The sequence below is a fragment of the Pseudomonas sp. B15(2017) genome (assembly GCF_002113215.1).
GTDB lineage: Bacteria > Pseudomonadota > Gammaproteobacteria > Pseudomonadales > Pseudomonadaceae > Aquipseudomonas.
Genome location: NZ_NEJZ01000001.1, coordinates 142,817 through 159,237 on the forward strand (window position 1 = coordinate 142,817; position 16,421 = coordinate 159,237).

A 16,421-nucleotide genomic window follows, 5' to 3' on the forward strand; every position below is an offset into this window, starting at 1 on the left:
CTTGTTTTCTATTTTTATGCGAATAATCTTGTAATTCCAACAACAAAACGACGGCGGCGCTGCTCAATGACTCTTCGAATCGCAATCAATGGTTTTGGCCGCATCGGCCGTAATGTCCTGCGTGCACTGTATACCCAGGGCTATCGTCAGGATTTGCAGATCGTCGCCATCAACGATCTGGGCGACAGCGCGATCAATGCGCATCTGCTCAAGTACGACACCGTTCATGGCACATTCGACGCCGAAGTTGCTCATGACAACGAGAGCCTGACCGTCAACGGCGACCGCATTTCGGTCAGCGCCATCCGCAACCCGGCCGACCTGCCATGGGCCGCGGAAAAGATTGATGTGGTGTTCGAATGCACCGGTCTGTTCACCGACCGGGCCAAAGCCGCCGCGCATATTACCGCCGGCGCACGCAAAGTGATTATCTCGGCCCCGGCCAAAGGCGCCGATGCCACCGTCGTTTATGGTGTGAACCACGACATTCTGCGCCAGTCGCACCAGATCATTTCCAACGCGTCTTGCACCACCAACTGCCTGGCGCCGGTGGCCCAGGTGCTGCACCGCGAACTGGGCATCGAAAGCGGTCTGATGACCACGATTCACGCCTACACCAACGACCAGAACCTGACCGACGTCTATCACACCGACCCGTACCGCGCGCGCTCCGCCACCCAGAACATGATCCCGAGCAAGACCGGCGCTGCCGAAGCTGTGGGCCTGGTGCTGCCGGAACTGGCGGGCAAACTGACCGGCATGGCCGTGCGCGTACCGGTGATCAATGTGTCGCTGGTTGACCTGACCGTACAGCTGAAGCGCGAAGCCTCGGCCGATGAAGTCAATGCACTGATGAAAGCCGCGAGCCAGCATTCGAAGATCCTCGGCTACAACACCCTGCCGCTGGTCTCGAGCGATTTCAATCACAACCCGCTGTCGTCGATCTTCGACGCCAACCACACCAAATCCAGCGGCAAGCTGCTGAAAGTGCTGGCCTGGTACGACAACGAGTGGGGCTTCTCCAACCGCATGCTCGATAACTGCCTGGCGCTGTGCAACGCGGAATAAACAGCTATCCACCAGTGGGATCGAGCTTGTTCGCGAAAGCGGCAGGTCAGTCGACATTTAATTGCCTGACACGACGCCTTCGCGAGCAAATCCCCTCCCACAGTTTTTTGATCTCAATCTGAAATCAACACTTGACCACTCCGGCGGATGATAAGCATTATCATTCGCTCGAAACGGATCAGGTCCTCCCGTGAGTCATTCGCAGTTCAATCACGTTTTCCTCGCCCAGCGCACTTCACTGCTGCGAACGCTGGAACGCATGGTCAACAACCACAGCACCGCCGAAGACCTGCTGCAGGAAACCTACCTGCGCGTCACCCGGGCGCTGAGCGAGCGGGACATCGATCACCTTGAACCCTTTGTTTTCCAGACCGCGCGCAATCTGGCGCTGGACCATTTGCGTGCGCGCAAGATTCAATCGCGAACCATGGTCGACGACGTGCCGCAGGACGTGGTGCACAGCGTCGCCGCCCCCGCCAGCAGCGCCGAAGACGCCGCCCACGCCGAACAATTGCTGGAGCGCCTGAACGTGAGCCTCGGTGAACTCAGCCCCCGCCAGCAGCAAATCTTCATCCTCAGCCGCCTGCACGGGCGCAGCTATCAGGAAATCGCCGAAGAACTGAGCGTTTCCCTCAGCACGGTGCAGAAAGAACTCAAACTGATCATGACCATCTGCATCGGTGTCGCCGAACGCTTGAATGGCGACTGATCGGCAGCCTTGTCGGTATTGGACAGGATCGACTGCACTGATCATCGGGCTTTGTTACCCTTGCCCGACTTTTACGCTTCACCAAAAAAACAGCCGTGCACAGACACTGCCGAGGAAACACCGTGACGGACATCCACCGCTCCCCTTCGCCTGCATCGGCGCAGGACGCCGCAAGTGCAATGGACCAGGCGCTGGACTGGCTCATCGTGCTCGGCAGTCCGGACGAGGAGCAGACCCGGCAATTCCATGCCTGGCTGGCGGCCGATCCGTTGAATGGCGAGGCGTTCGCCAAGGCCCAGGCGATCTGGGACGGTCCGCAGATAGCCCAGTGCGCGAAGAACCTCGCAGCCAAACCGAAGAAAGTCCCCGTCCTCACTCGTTTGCGTCCGCACTGGAAACCGCTGGCCACCGCCGCCGTGCTGCTGCTCGGCCTGTTCAATTTCAGCAACCTGCCGATGCGTTTGCAGGCCGATCACCTGACCGTGGTCGGCGAGCGTCAGCGCCTGCAGCTTGAGGACGGTTCGAAAGTCCTGCTCAACACCAATTCCGCGTTCTCCAGCACGATCAACGATCAGCAGCGAGTCGCGCGGCTGTATCAGGGCGAAGCGTTTTTCGAGATCCCGGCCAGCCGCAGCCAGCCGCTGGAAATCGATGCCGGCCCGGTGAAAGCCAGCGTGCGCGACACCGCATTCGCCGTGCGTTATCTGGACGGCGTGGCGCAGGTGCGCGTGCAGCGCGGCGATGTCGATCTGCGTGCTACCCGTGACGATGCCCGTGTGCGGCTGTCCGCCGGGGAAAGCATCCGCATCGGCCCGAACGGTTTCGACCGCCCGGCCAAGGTCGACGCCGCCACCGATCTGGCCTGGGTACAGGGTCGGCTGATCTTCGAGAACTGCCCGCTGAGCCAAGTGCTGGCGGAACTGCGCCGCTACTATCCGGGCTTCATCATCAACACCAGCGAACGGTTGGCCGACGTCGCCGTCACCGGCAATTACCGCCTCGACCAGCCGCTGGACGCAGTGCGTTCGCTTGCTCACATCACCTCGGCCAAGCTTCAGGAATTCCCGGCGCTGGTGATTTTGAACTAAATGAGAATTATTTTTACTCGATAGCCAAAGCTCGTTCGTCTCGTTATAGCCAATGCAATTGATTCGCATCTCGCGAGATCAATCAGCACCTATAAAGATTCGTGCGACACGGAGCGCTATCGATGTCCTCACGCCTTACCCGCCAGACTTCTTCCCCTTCCCGCGTGCTGTCGCTGCTGACCGCCGCCATCCTGATGGCCGGCACCGCGCCGCTGATGGCCGCCACCGAACAACCGACGCGCAACATGGGCGATTACTCGTTCGCCATTGCCCAGCAGCCGTTGGTGTCGGCGCTCAATGCGTTCACCGCCGTCACGGGCTGGCAGGTCGGTTTGCCGGCGCAACTGGGTCAGGACGTATCGTCGCCGGGCGTGCGCGGTTCGCTGCCACCGGAAAAAGCCCTGGAGCGTCTGTTGGTGGGGACCAACCTGAGCTTCCGCAAACTGAGCAACAACAACGTCGTGCTGGAAAAACGCGCCAGCAGCGGCGCACTTAACCTCGATCAGGTGACCATCAGCGCCACCCGTAAGGCACAGTCGGTGAACAGCGTGCCCAGCACCGTCACCGTGCACACCCGCGAAGAACTCGACCGCAACAACGTCAACACCATCAAGGATCTGGTGCGCTATGAGCCGGGCGTGTCCGTGGGCGGCGCCGGCCAGCGTGGAGGAATCAGCGGTTACAACATTCGCGGGATCGACGGCGACCGCATCCTGACTCAGGTCGACGGTGTCGAAGTGCCGGACGGTTTCTTCAATGGTCCGTACGCCAAAACCCAGCGCAATTACGTCGACCCGGAAATCATCAGACGCGTCGAAATCCTCCGTGGCCCGGCCTCGGTGCTGTACGGCAGCAACGCCATCGGCGGCGCCGTCAGCTACTACACCCTCGATCCGGACGACATCATCAAGCCCGGCAAAGACGTCGGCGCCCGCCTGAAAACCGGCTACAGCTCCGCCGATGAAAGCTGGCTGAAATCCGCCACCTTCGCCGGTCGCGCCGACCAGTTCGACGGCTTGCTGCACTACAGCCAGCGCGACGGTCACGAAACCGATTCCTACGGCAGCAACAACGCCACCGGTCTTGAGCGCACCGCCGCCAACCCGGAGGACGTCAAAGCCACCAACGTGCTGGCCAAGATCGGCTGGAACTACAACGAAGGTTCGCGCCTGGGCCTGACCTATGAAAAGTACAAGGATGATCGCGACACCGATCAGAAAAGCGCCTACGGCGGACCGTACTTCAACGGTGCCCCGACGATCCCGAACAGCGTGCTGCCCGGCGGCATGTACCAGTGGCGTACCGGCAACGACACCATCACCCGCGAGCGTTTCGGTCTGGAGCACAGCTTCGAACTCGACAGCCTGCTGGCGGACAACGTGAAGTGGAGCCTCAACCACCAGACCGCCAAGACCGACCAGAGCACCGACGAGTTCTACTACCCCATCACCCGTAAAGTGCTGCGTACCCGCGACACGATCTACGAGGAGAAACAGTGGGTCTTCGACGCGCAACTGGACAAGGCATTCGCCATCGGTGACACCGATCATGTGCTGACTTACGGCACCACCCTCAAGCAGCAGAAAGTCACCGGCTCGCGCAGCGGCGACGGCAAGTGCCTGGCGGTCGGTCGCGGCTGCACCGCCATCGGCGCTACCAGCGCGGCTGACGTACTGAAGAAGTCCAGCGACTTCCCGGACCCGACCATCAACACCTACAGCCTGTTCGCCCAGGATCAGATCAGCTGGAACAACTGGACCTTCCTGCCGGGCCTGCGCTACGACTACACCCGGCTCAAGCCGCACATCACCCAGGAGTTCCTCAACACCGTGGCCGCCGACGGCAACGGCACGGTCAGCGACGAAAACAAGACCTGGCATAAAGTCTCGCCGAAATTCGGCCTGACCTACGCCCTGACCGAAAACTACACCTGGTACGGTCAGTACGCCGAAGGCTTCCGCACCCCGACCGCAAAAGCGCTGTACGGCCGCTTCGAAAACAGCACCACCGGCTACAACGTGGCGCCGAACCCGGACCTGGAACCGGAAAAGAGCAAAAGCTATGAAACCGGCCTGCGCGGCAACTTCGAGCAAGGCTCGTTCGACGTGGCGGTGTTCTATAACAAGTACCGCGATTTCATCAACGAAGACGCCGTCACTCCGGGCTACGACGAGCTGACGTTCCAGTCGAGCAACATCAAGCACGCCACCATCAAGGGTGCCGAAGTCAAAGGTCGTCTGAACCTGGATTCCTTCGGCGCGCCGCAAGGCCTGTACACCCAGGGTTCGATTGCCTACGCCTACGGACGCAACAACGACAACGGCGAACCGTTGAACAGCGTCAATCCGCTGACCGGCGTATTCGGCCTCGGTTACGACCAGGACAACTACGGCGGCCTGCTGAGCTGGACCGTGGTCAAGAAGAAGGATCGCGTCGACGACAGCAACTTCAAGTCGCCGGACGGTGTCAGCAGCCAGTTCAAGTCGCCGGGCTTCGGCATTCTCGATCTGACCGGGTTCTACAAAGTCACTGACGACGTCACCATCAGCGGCGGCATTTACAACCTGACCGACAAGAAATACTGGCTATGGGACGACGTGCGCGGTTACGACAGTGTCGGCGAAGCCTCGGTGACACAACCGGCCAACCTCGATCGCCTGACCCAGCCGGGTCGCAACTTCGCAATCAATCTGGTCTGGGATATCTGATCCGGATGACCTCACGGCACGCGTGCATTGCCGCGCCGTGAGGTTTTTTTACTGTCCGGCGCTTGCCCGTACGTCTCGTTATCAAGCGCCTCTTCTTTTCAAGGACATCTCATGAGCACCCAGGAAAAAGCCCTGCGTTCGCAACGCTTGAACCAGATCACCCACGAGCCGCACAGCAAGCTCGATGCACTGGTCAAGGCCCACGCGCCGTTCGAGAACCGCGCCAACTTCGCCCGCTTCGTGGTCGCGCAGTACCTGTTCCAGTCGGAACTGGTGTCGCTGTACAACGATGCCGAACTGACCGCCATCGTCCCTGACCTGCCGGCCCGCTGCCGCGCCGAAGCGGCCAGGGCAGACCTCGCGGACCTCGACACCGAAGTGCCCGTACCCGTCGCCGGTGCGCTGAAAAACCCGAGCAAGGCCCGCGCCCTGGGTTGGATCTTCGTGTCTGAAGGCTCCAAGCTCGGCGCTGCGTTTCTGATCAAGCGCGCCGTTGCCCTGGACCTGAGTGAAACCTTCGGCGCCCGTCACCTGGGCGAGCCTGAAGGTGGTCGCGCCGAAGGCTGGAAGCGCTTCGTGCGCACCCTCGATTCGCTGCAACTCAGCGCTGAAGAAGAAGCTGAAATGGAGCAAGGCGCGATCGATGCGTTCAACCGCTTCACGGTGTTGCTGGAACAGGCTTACGCCACAGAAGCCGAACCGGCCTAAAGCGACACCGACCGCCCATTGTGGGAGCGAGCTTGCTCGCGAAGAGGCCGTCAGATTCAACATCATCGTTGACTGACGTACCGCTTTCGTCGGAGCGCCGCCCGGAGCAAGCTCGCTCCCACAGGGAACTGCACAAGTCTGTAAGATTGCCATTTCGCCTCACGCATTCCCCCCGAGCCCATGCCCCAACCCGCCTCCTCCCGACTCGCCCGCCTGCTGTTTGGCCTGCTCGCCTATGTCAGCCTCGGTATCGGCCTGATCGCCATCGTCGTGCCCGGCCTGCCGACCACCGAGTTCATCCTGCTCGCCGCCTGGGCCGCGACCCGCAGCTCGCCGCGCCTGAGTGCCTGGCTGGAAAACCATCGGCTGTTCGGGCCGATCCTGAGCAACTGGCGCAACGGCAAGATCATCGCCCGCAAGGCCAAGGTCAGCGCCACCGTCAGCATGCTGCTGTGCGCGACCCTGATGCTGGTGATGCTCGATCACGGCTGGCCGATTTATCTGGCGATTGCAGGGATGACGATGGGCAACCTGTGGATCTGGTCGCGACCGGAAACGCTGCCGAAGATTTCCTGATTTTTCCCTTGTTTTCAGGGCTTTTACCCACGCAAACGTTTAGTCATGACCGTTCGTCGGCATGTCGCTCATGCACTCTCGCCTCGCGCCGATGAGCATTGAATGGCGCTGAATGGATTTGGCGATCCGGGCTCCTCCCTGCCCCGCAGCCAACAGTTCATTCATTCGCGAGAACGTCCCATGTTCGACTCTCTGTCCATACGCCTGAAAATCGTCCTGCTGTCCGGCCTGTGCCTGCTCGGTGTGGTTGCGCTGATCGTCGGCATCAATATCTACCAGACCAACCAGAACGACGAACTGGTCAGCCAGTCGAGCAGCAAGATGCTCACCGCCAGCGTGCAGAACCTGCTGCAGGCCAAGGCGGCCGAACAGGCGGTGCAGGTACAGAAAACCTTCGGCGAAAGCCTGCTGGTGATTACCGCGCTGGCCGACCAGATCAAGGACATGCGCGTCATGGCCGCCAAGCGTTCGCTGGACGCCGGCGCCCTGCGTGAAGAGTTGAACCTGAGCCTGAAAACCGCGTTCGAGCGCAACAGCAAGGTGCTCGGCATCTGGCTGGCCTTCGAACCCAATGGCCTCGACGGCAAGGACAGCGAGTTCGTCAATGACGCCGCGCGCCAGTCCAACGAAGCCGGGCGCTTCGCCACCTACTGGAGCCGCGCCGCCGGTTCTGCGCTGAACACGATCATGGTCGAAGAGGACATGAACAAGACCACCCTCAGTGTCAGCGGCACGCCTTACAACAGCTGGTACACCTGCCCTCGCGACAACAAGCGCACCTGCCTGCTCGACCCTTACGCCGACACCGTGGGCGGCAAGGAAATGCTCATGACCACCATTGCCGTGCCGCTGCTGGTGGATGGCAAGGCTATCGGCGTGGTCGGCGTCGACATCGCCCTTGATGCACTGCAAGCGGCGGCCGTGGGTTCCCAGCGCGAACTGTTCAACGGTGCCGGGCACATGCTGATTGTCTCCGGCAGCGGCGTGTTGGGCGCCTACAGCACCGACGCGACCAAGGTCGGCAAAGGCATCGCCGAAACCCTCGGCACCGAAGGCAAGGACATCCTGCAACTGCTGAGCGCCGGCACGCCGAAGATTCTGGAACAGGGCGATCTGATCCGCGCCGTTTACCCGGTCGATCCGATCGGCAATTCCCGCGCCTGGGGCGTGGTCATCGACTTGCCGAAACAAGTGCTGCTGGCCGACTCGGTCAAACTGCAAGCGGTGCTCGACGACGCTCAGCAAACCGGCCTGATGACCGCGCTGACGGTGGCCGTGATCGCCGGTCTGATCGGCCTGGTACTGATCTGGCTCACCGCCTCGGGCGTGACCCGTCCGATCAACAGCGTCGCCGAAATGCTGAAAAACATCGCCAGCGGCGAAGGCGACCTGACCCAGCGCCTGAACTACACCAAGAAGGATGAACTGGGCGAACTGGTGAACTGGTTCAACCGCTTCCTCGACAAGCTGCAACCGACCATCGCCCAAATCAAACAGAGCATCACCGAAGCCCGTGGCACCGCCGATCAATCGTCGGAGATCGCCCGCCAGACCAGCGAAGGCATGCAGGTGCAGTTCCGCGAGATCGATCAGGTGGCGACCGCATCCAACGAAATGAGCGCCACCGCCCACGATGTCGCCAACAGCGCTTCGAATGCCGCCAACGCGGCGAAAGGCGCCGACCAGTCGGCCAAGGACGGGATGTCGATCATCGAGCGCAGCACCCGTGACATCAATCAACTGGCCGACGAAGTCAGCAAAGCGGTAACCGAGGTCGAAGAGCTGGCGGTCAACAGCGAGCAGATCGGTTCGGTGCTGGAAGTGATCCGCAGCATCGCCGAACAGACCAACCTGCTGGCGCTGAACGCCGCGATCGAAGCGGCCCGTGCCGGTGAAAGCGGTCGTGGTTTCGCGGTGGTGGCGGACGAAGTCCGTAACCTGGCCAAACGCACCCAGGATTCGGTGGAAGAAATCCGCGTGGTGATCGAACGCATCCAGACCGGCACCCGTGGAGTGGTCGCGACCATGCACTCGAGCCAGACCCAGGCCCACAACAACGCCGGGCAGATCCGCCAGGCCGTGGACGCCCTCGGCAAGATCAGCGATGCAGTCACTGTGATCAGCGACATGAACCTGCAAATCGCCAGCGCCGCCGAACAGCAGAGCGCCGTGGCCGAAGAGGTCAACCGCAACGTCTCGGCGATCCGTACCGTCACCGAAACCCTGACCGAACAGGCCACCGAATCGGCGGCGATCAGCAGCCAGCTCAACGCCCTGGCCAGCCAGCAGATGAAATTGATGGATCAGTTCCGCGTGTAATCGCTCGCCCTGACTCCCACAGGGGACAGAGTGTTTCATCGAGGTCGATAGTGTTTTGCACTATTCTGCCCTCTCGTTCAGGAGGGCCTTCGATGACCGATCTGCTCACGTCCATTCAAGCCGCACTCGGCTTGTCCCCCACGCCGATTGCATTTACCGCCGAGGGCGCCCTGCCCTCGGTGTTCGCCGTCACCGACCTTGCCTGCGCCAGCATTGCCGCTGCCGGGCAAGCGGTTGCCGAACTCCTTCAGCAGCAGACCGGCGACTTGCCCACTGTAGAAGTCGACCGACGTCTTGCGTCGTTCTGGTTCGCCACCTCGCTGCGACCGATCGGCTGGGCAGTGCCGCCCCTGTGGGATCCGGTGGCCGGCGACTACGCGACCAACGACGGCTGGATCCGCCTGCACACCAACGCCCCGCATCACCGCGCCGCCGCTGAAAGCGTGCTCGGCGCTTGCGCCGACCGGGCGGCGATGGCGGCGAAAGTCGCGCAATGGGCCAGTGCCGATCTGGAGCTAGCGGTGGTCGATGCCAAGGGTTGTGCTGCCGAAATGCGCAGTTGGGCGCAGTGGCAAAAACATTCGCAGGGGTTGGCGGTGAATGCCGAACCCTTGGTGCATTTCAGTGACGGGAAAGACGAAAGTCATCAACCCTGGCAAGGCTCGGTGGCGCAACCATTGGCCGGGCTCAAGGTGCTCGATCTGACTCGCGTACTCGCCGGGCCGACTGCCAGCCGTTTTCTTGCAGGGCTCGGCGCCAATGTGTTGCGCATCGACCCGCCGACCTGGAACGAACCCGGCGTGGTGCCGGAAATGACCCTCGGCAAACGTTGTGCGCGGCTGGATCTCCATCAACCGGCGGATCGTGCGGTGTTTGAAGGGTTACTCCAGGACGCTGACATCCTGTTGCACGGCTATCGCGCCGACGCTCTTGAACATCTTGGCTTCGGCGTCGAACGTCGCCGGCAACTGGCACCGGGTCTGATCGATGTCTGCCTCAATGCCTACGGCTGGAGCGGCCCGTGGCAGAACCGTCGGGGTTTCGACAGTCTGGTGCAGATGAGCAGCGGCATCGCCGAGGCCGGGCAGCGCTGGAAGCAGGCAGACAAACCGACACCGCTGCCGGTACAGGCGCTGGATCATGCGACGGGGTATCTGATGGCGGCGAGTGTGATTCGGTTGCTGGCTGAACGGTTACGCAGTGGTCGGGGTGGCTCGGGGCGGTTGTCGCTGGCGCGGACGGCGAAGCTGTTGATCGAGCATGGGCCGGGGACGGACGAAGTGCTGCGTCCGGAGGATGCAAAGGATCAGAGTTTGCAAACGGAACAGACGCCGTGGGGGCCGGCGCATCGGCTGCAAGTGCCGCTTCGTATTGCTGGAACGCCGTTGCAGTGGGCTTTGCCGGCAACCGAGTTGGGCTCACATCCAGCGCAATGGTTTTGAAGGAGTGCGGGTATCAATCCGCACGACGCAAGGCTGTCCACAACCCCTGCGCCGCATCCCGCCGCAGTCGCAATCTCACAGTGACAACACGCCGCTGTACAACCCGTAGGCCGCAAGCCCGGCCCCGGCGATGACGCAGGTGAAAATCCCTTTCTCGAGCGTGGTGAACAGTGGCTCGCCCTGCTCATGTTTGGCCTTGGCGAACAGGATCACCCCCGGCGCATACAGCAGCGCCGACAGCAGCAGGTATTTCACCCCGCCGGCATACAACAGCCACACCGCGTAACACAGCGCGATGCCGCCGATCAGCAGATCCTTGGTGCGTTCGGCGGAGGCATGTTCATAGGTTTCACCCCGTCCGCTGAGCAACACGGCGTAGGCCGCCGACCACAGATACGGCACCAGAATCATCGACGAGGCGAGGTAGATCAGGCTGGTGTAAGTGCCGGCGGAAAACAGCGTGATCAGCAGGAAAATCTGGATCATCACGTTGGTCAGCCACAACGCGTTGACCGGCACATGGTTGGCGTTTTCCTTTTTCAGGAACGCCGGCATCGTATTGTCCCTGGCGGTGGCGAACAGGATCTCCGCGCACAACAGCGCCCACGACAACAACGCACCGAGCAACGAAATGGCCAGGCCCACGCTGATCAGCAACGCGCCCCATGGTCCGACGATGTGTTCCAGCACGGCGGCCAGCGACGGGTTCTGCAAGATCGCCAGTTCCGGCTGACTCATGATCCCCAGCGACAACACATTGACCAGCACCAGCAGCGCCAGCACACCGAGGAAACCGATCACCGTGGCGCGGCCGACGTCCGTGCGTTTCTCCGCCCGCGCCGAGTAAACGCTCGCGCCTTCGATACCGATAAATACAAACACGGTGACCAGCATCATGTTGCGCACCTGATCCATCACGCCGCCGAAATTCGGATTGCTGCGGCCCCAGATATCGCGGGTAAAAACGTCGGCCTTGAACGCCACGGCGGCGATGATCACAAACATGATCAACGGAATGATCTTGGCCACGGTGGTCAACTGATTGATCAGCGCTGCTTCCTTGATCCCGCGCATCACCAGAAAGTGCACGGCCCACAGCAACACCGAGGCACAACCGATGGCGATTGGCGTGTTGCCCTGGCCGAACACCGGAAAGAAGTAGCCGAGGGTGCTGAACAGCAACACGAAATACCCGACGTTGCCCAGCCAGGCGCTGATCCAGTAACCCCACGCCGAAGAAAAGCCCATGTAATCGCCGAACCCGGCCTTGGCGTAGGCATAGACGCCGGAGTCCAGTTCCGGTTTGCGGTTGGCCAGGGTCTGGAACACGAAGGCCAGGGTGAGCATGCCGATCGCCGTGATCCCCCAGCCGATCAGGATGGCCCCGGCATCGGCCCGGGCCGCCATGTTCTGCGGCAGAGAGAAAATCCCCCCGCCAATCATCGACCCCACCACCAGGGCGATCAGTGCGCCAAGGCGCAGCTTTTGCGTCGGTTGCGACATTCCAGCGTCTCCAAGTTCCAGAGCGGCAACTGCCGCGAAACCGTTATGCAACCGGCTTTTAACTAAATGGATAAAGCGTAATGACGTTTATTGAATAACGCCAATCAACACCCGTTATATATAGCCATCGGCACTAACGCATAGCACGTTCAGTTAGTTTTGTGCGCGAATCCTGATAAATCAATTCTGTACTGAAAACAGCGATGAAAAATTTGCCAAAACCTGAAAAGGAACTAGCGTGATAATTCGAAAGTAATAGGATCCATTCTTAACCACTTCGGACAAAGGCCTCTAGGACGGGCCTTCCAGAAAATAGCCTTATGCCTCCAGACGTTTCATAAGTCATTCATTAACAATGGAATGTGACTATGCACTGATCTAAGTCAGCTGTTTGAAAAGCCAACAGAACTACGCTGTGAACTCTTCTCTCCTGCAATGGAGTCATGCAATGTCTGAAGCTCCCGGAAAACTACGACTAGGTGCACTGGTTGCATTGGTAGTCGGTTCAATGATCGGTGGCGGGATATTCTCTTTGCCACAAAACATGGCCGCCAGCGCCGACGTCGGCGCGGTATTGATTGGCTGGGCCATCACTGCCGTCGGCATGCTCACCCTCGCTTTTGTCTTCCAGACCCTCGCCAACCGAAAGCCTGACCTTGATGGCGGTGTCTACGCCTACGCCAAGGCCGGTTTCGGCGACTACATGGGTTTCTCTTCGGCCTGGGGCTACTGGATCAGTGCCTGGCTGGGTAACGTCGGTTATTTCGTTCTGCTGTTCAGTACCCTCGGTTATTTTTTTCCGATTTTCGGGGAAGGCAACACTGTTGCCGCCGTGATCGGCGCCTCTGTCCTGCTATGGGCCGTGCACTTTCTGGTGCTGCGCGGGATCAAGGAAGCGGCGTTCATCAACCTCGTGACCACTGTCGCCAAGGTCGTGCCGCTGCTGCTGTTCGTCTTGATCGCGCTTTTCGCCTTCAAACTGGACATCTTCACCGCCGACATCTGGGGTGCGAAGAACCCGGACCTGGGCAGCGTGATGAACCAGGTGCGCAACATGATGCTGGTCACCGTGTGGGTGTTCATCGGCATCGAAGGCGCGAGCATCTTCTCGGCCCGGGCGGAAAAACGTTCGGATGTCGGCAAGGCGACCGTGCTCGGCTTCATCACCGTGTTGCTGTTCCTGGTGCTGGTGAACGTGCTGTCGCTGGGCATCATGACTCAGCCGGAACTGGCCAAACTGCAGAACCCGTCGATGGCCGCCGTGCTGGAACATGTGGTCGGTCACTGGGGCGCGGTGCTGATCAGCGTCGGTCTGGTCATCTCGCTGCTGGGAGCGTTGCTGTCGTGGGTGCTGTTGTGTGCGGAGATCATGTTCGCCGCCGCCAAGGACCACACCATGCCGGAGTTCCTGCGCAAGGAGAACGCCAACCAAGTGCCGGTCAACGCCCTGTGGCTGACCAACGCGATGGTGCAGCTGTTCCTGATCATCACCCTGTTCTCGGCCAGCACTTACCTGTCGCTGATCTACCTCGCCACTTCGATGATTCTGGTGCCGTACCTGTGGTCGGCGGCCTACGCCCTGCTACTGGCGGTGCGCGGCGAAAGCTACGAAGGCTTCGCGGCCGAACGGCGCAAGGATCTGATCATCGGCGCCATCGCCCTGATCTACGCGATCTGGCTGCTCTACGCCGGCGGCGTGAAGTACCTGCTGCTGTCGGCCCTGCTATATGCCCCGGGCGCGATCCTGTTCGCCAAGGCCAAGCTCGAACTCAATCAACCGGTTTTCACCAACGTCGAGAAGCTGATTTTCGCCGCAGTGGTCGTGGGTGCCCTCGTGGCCGCCTACGGACTGTACGACGGCTTCCTGACTCTGTAATTGCCCAACGTTTTCTCTCTGGAGGATCACTGAAATGACCACGGAAAAAGTTAAGTACGGCGTCCATTCCGAAGCCGGCAAACTGCGCAAAGTCATGGTTTGCTCCCCAGGTCTGGCCCATCAGCGGCTGACCCCGAGCAACTGCGACGAACTGCTGTTCGACGACGTCATCTGGGTCAATCAGGCCAAGCGCGACCACTTCGACTTCGTCACCAAAATGCGCGAGCGCGGGATCGAAGTGCTGGAAATGCACAACCTGCTGACCGACATCGTCGGCAACCCCGAAGCGCTGAAATGGATTCTGGATCGCAAGATCACCCCCGACACCGTCGGCGTCGGCCTGACCAACGAAGTGCGCAGCTGGCTCGAAGGCCTGGAGCCACGCAAGCTCGCCGAGTTCCTGATTGGTGGCGTGGCCGGCGAGGATCTGCCGGACAGCGAAGGCGCCAGCGTGATCAAGATGTATCGCGACTACCTGGGCCATTCCAGCTTCCTGCTCGACCCGCTGCCCAACACCCAGTTCACCCGCGACACCACTTGCTGGATCTACGGCGGCGTGACGCTCAACCCGATGTACTGGCCGGCCCGTCGCCAGGAAACCCTGTTGACCACCGCCATCTACAAGTTTCACCCCGACTTCACCGGTGCCGACTTCGAAGTCTGGTACGGCGATCCGGACAAGGACCACGGCAAAGCCACTCTCGAGGGCGGCGACGTGATGCCGATCGGCAACGGCGTGGTGTTGATCGGCATGGGCGAGCGCTCCTCGCGCCAGGCCATCGGTCAACTGGCCCAATCGCTGTTCGCCAAAGGCGCGGCCGACAAAGTCGTGGTCGCCGGCCTGCCGAAATCCCGCGCGGCAATGCACCTGGATACCGTGTTCAGCTTCTGCGACCGCGACCTGGTGACGGTCTTCCCGGAAGTGGTCAAGGAAATCGTGCCGTTCATCATCCGTCCTGACGAAAGCAAACCTTACGGTCTGGACGTACGACGGGAGAACAAAACGTTCCTCGAAGTCGTGGCCAACTCGCTGAACCTGCCGAATCTGCGCGTCGTGGAAACCGGCGGCAACAGCTTCGCCGCCGAGCGCGAGCAATGGGATGACGGCAACAACGTGGTGGCTCTGGAGCCCGGGGTCGTTATCGGCTACGACCGCAACACCTACACCAACACCCTGCTGCGCAAGGCCGGGGTCGAGGTCATCACCATCAGCGCCGGCGAACTGGGCCGTGGCCGTGGCGGCGGCCACTGCATGACCTGCCCGATCGTGCGCGACCCAATCGACTACTAAACGACCATCTCCCCGGCCGCACTGCCCCTGTCGCGGCCGGGCCGATTACCGAATCCAAGGAGAATCATCATGGCGTTCAACATTCACAACCGTAACCTGCTCAGCCTGGAACACCACACCCCACGTGAGCTGCGCTACCTGCTCGACCTGTCCCGCGACCTCAAGCGCGCCAAGTACACCGGCACCGAGCAGCAACACCTCAAGGGCAACAACATTGCCCTGATCTTCGAAAAAACCTCGACCCGCACCCGCTGCGCGTTCGAAGTCGCCGCCTATGACCAGGGCGCCAACGTCACCTACATCGATCCGAACTCTTCGCAGATCGGCCACAAGGAAAGCATGAAGGACACAGCCCGCGTGCTGGGTCGCATGTACGACGCCATCGAGTACCGTGGCTTCAAGCAGGAAATCGTCGAAGAACTGGCCAAGTTCGCTGGCGTGCCGGTGTTCAACGGCCTGACCGATGAATATCACCCGACCCAGATGATCGCCGACGTGCTGACCATGCGTGAGCACGCCGACAAGCCGATCCACGAAATCAGCTATGCCTACCTGGGCGACGCGCGCAACAACATGGGCAACTCGCTGCTGCTGGTCGGCTCCAAACTGGGTATGGACGTGCGCATCTGCGCGCCGAAAGCCCTGTGGCCGCACGATGACCTGGTCGATCGCTGCAAGCAATACGCAGAGGAAAGCGGCGCTCGCATCACCCTGACCGAAGACCCGAAAGCGGCGGTCAAGGGCGTGGATTTCATCCACACCGACGTCTGGGTATCGATGGGCGAGCCGGTTGAAGCCTGGGCCGAGCGGATCAAGCAACTGCTGCCGTATCAGGTCAACGCCGAGCTGATGAAAGCCACCGGCAACCCGCGCACCAAGTTCATGCACTGCCTGCCGGCGTTCCACAACAGCGATACCAAGGTCGGCAAACAGATCGCCGAGCAGTATCCGCACCTGGCCAACGGCATCGAAGTGACCGACGACGTGTTCGAGTCGCCTGCCTGCATCGCCTTCGAGCAAGCGGAAAACCGCATGCACACCATCAAGGCGATTCTGGTGTCGACTCTGGCTGATCTGTAACCCGGCTTTGGCACTGATCGTTCCCACGCTCCGCGTGGTAACGCCGCCCCCGG

The 16,421-nt window shown here is 61.0% G+C and carries 12 protein-coding genes and 1 pseudogene; 12 read left to right on the forward strand and 1 reads right to left on the reverse strand.

Going from position 1 to position 16,421, the window contains the following annotated elements; translation table 11 throughout:
- Positions 1-66: 66 nt before the first annotated feature.
- The 9 genes and pseudogenes from gap (at position 67) to CAF73_RS00735 (ending at position 10,618) form a co-directional block, all read left to right on the forward strand.
- Positions 67-1,068 carry a type I glyceraldehyde-3-phosphate dehydrogenase gene (gene gap, locus CAF73_RS00700; RefSeq protein ID WP_007951174.1) on the forward strand — a complete coding sequence of 334 codons (1,002 nt, stop codon included), beginning with the start codon at positions 67-69 and terminating at the stop codon, positions 1,066-1,068.
- A 190-nt stretch (positions 1,069-1,258) separates the two neighbouring features.
- The gene (locus CAF73_RS00705; RefSeq protein WP_085697151.1) at positions 1,259-1,777 is read left to right on the forward strand and encodes an RNA polymerase sigma factor; all 519 of its coding nucleotides are present in this window, start codon (positions 1,259-1,261) and stop codon (positions 1,775-1,777) included.
- Positions 1,778-1,899: 122 nt separating this feature from the next.
- Entirely contained in the window at positions 1,900-2,865 is a 966-nt protein-coding gene (locus CAF73_RS00710) for a FecR domain-containing protein (protein ID WP_085701640.1), read from the forward strand.
- A 122-nt stretch (positions 2,866-2,987) separates the two neighbouring features.
- Entirely contained in the window at positions 2,988-5,573 is a 2,586-nt protein-coding gene (locus CAF73_RS00715; RefSeq protein WP_085701641.1) for a TonB-dependent receptor, read from the forward strand.
- Positions 5,574-5,684: 111 nt separating this feature from the next.
- Positions 5,685-6,281, forward strand: a complete 597-nt coding sequence (locus tag CAF73_RS00720; protein ID WP_085701642.1) for a biliverdin-producing heme oxygenase — start codon at positions 5,685-5,687, stop codon at positions 6,279-6,281.
- Positions 6,282-6,461: 180 nt separating this feature from the next.
- Positions 6,462-6,857: a YbaN family protein gene (locus CAF73_RS00725; protein ID WP_085697155.1), complete on the forward strand. Its 396-nt coding sequence runs from the start codon at positions 6,462-6,464 to the stop codon at positions 6,855-6,857.
- Between the two features lie 453 nt (positions 6,858-7,310).
- A pseudogene (locus CAF73_RS30700) lies at positions 7,311-8,318 on the forward strand (HAMP domain-containing protein); the annotation flags it as partial.
- A gap of 102 nt (positions 8,319-8,420) precedes the next feature.
- The gene (locus CAF73_RS30705) at positions 8,421-9,176 is read left to right on the forward strand and encodes a methyl-accepting chemotaxis protein (RefSeq protein WP_371320921.1); all 756 of its coding nucleotides are present in this window, start codon (positions 8,421-8,423) and stop codon (positions 9,174-9,176) included.
- Positions 9,177-9,268: 92 nt separating this feature from the next.
- Positions 9,269-10,618 (forward strand): CoA transferase, encoded by a 1,350-nt coding sequence (locus tag CAF73_RS00735; RefSeq protein ID WP_085701643.1) that lies wholly within the window; start codon positions 9,269-9,271, stop codon positions 10,616-10,618.
- 75 nt (positions 10,619-10,693) lie between these two features.
- Here CAF73_RS00735 and arcD (CAF73_RS00740) read toward each other — a convergent pair whose 3' ends face one another.
- Complete coding sequence (gene arcD, locus CAF73_RS00740; protein ID WP_085701644.1) at positions 10,694-12,121, reverse strand: arginine-ornithine antiporter; 1,428 nt, start codon at positions 12,119-12,121, stop codon at positions 10,694-10,696.
- Between the two features lie 448 nt (positions 12,122-12,569).
- On the opposite strand from arcD (CAF73_RS00740), the gene arcD (CAF73_RS00745) reads away from it, so the two are divergent.
- From arcD (CAF73_RS00745) to CAF73_RS00755, 3 genes are all read left to right on the forward strand, one after another.
- Positions 12,570-13,997, forward strand: a complete 1,428-nt coding sequence (arcD, locus tag CAF73_RS00745; RefSeq protein ID WP_085697158.1) for an arginine-ornithine antiporter — start codon at positions 12,570-12,572, stop codon at positions 13,995-13,997.
- Between the two features lie 34 nt (positions 13,998-14,031).
- A complete protein-coding gene (gene arcA / locus CAF73_RS00750) occupies positions 14,032-15,288 on the forward strand; it encodes an arginine deiminase (RefSeq protein WP_085697159.1) in 1,257 nt (418 codons plus the stop codon).
- Between the two features lie 69 nt (positions 15,289-15,357).
- The gene (locus CAF73_RS00755; protein ID WP_085697160.1) at positions 15,358-16,368 is read left to right on the forward strand and encodes an ornithine carbamoyltransferase; all 1,011 of its coding nucleotides are present in this window, start codon (positions 15,358-15,360) and stop codon (positions 16,366-16,368) included.
- Positions 16,369-16,421 lie beyond the last annotated feature (53 nt).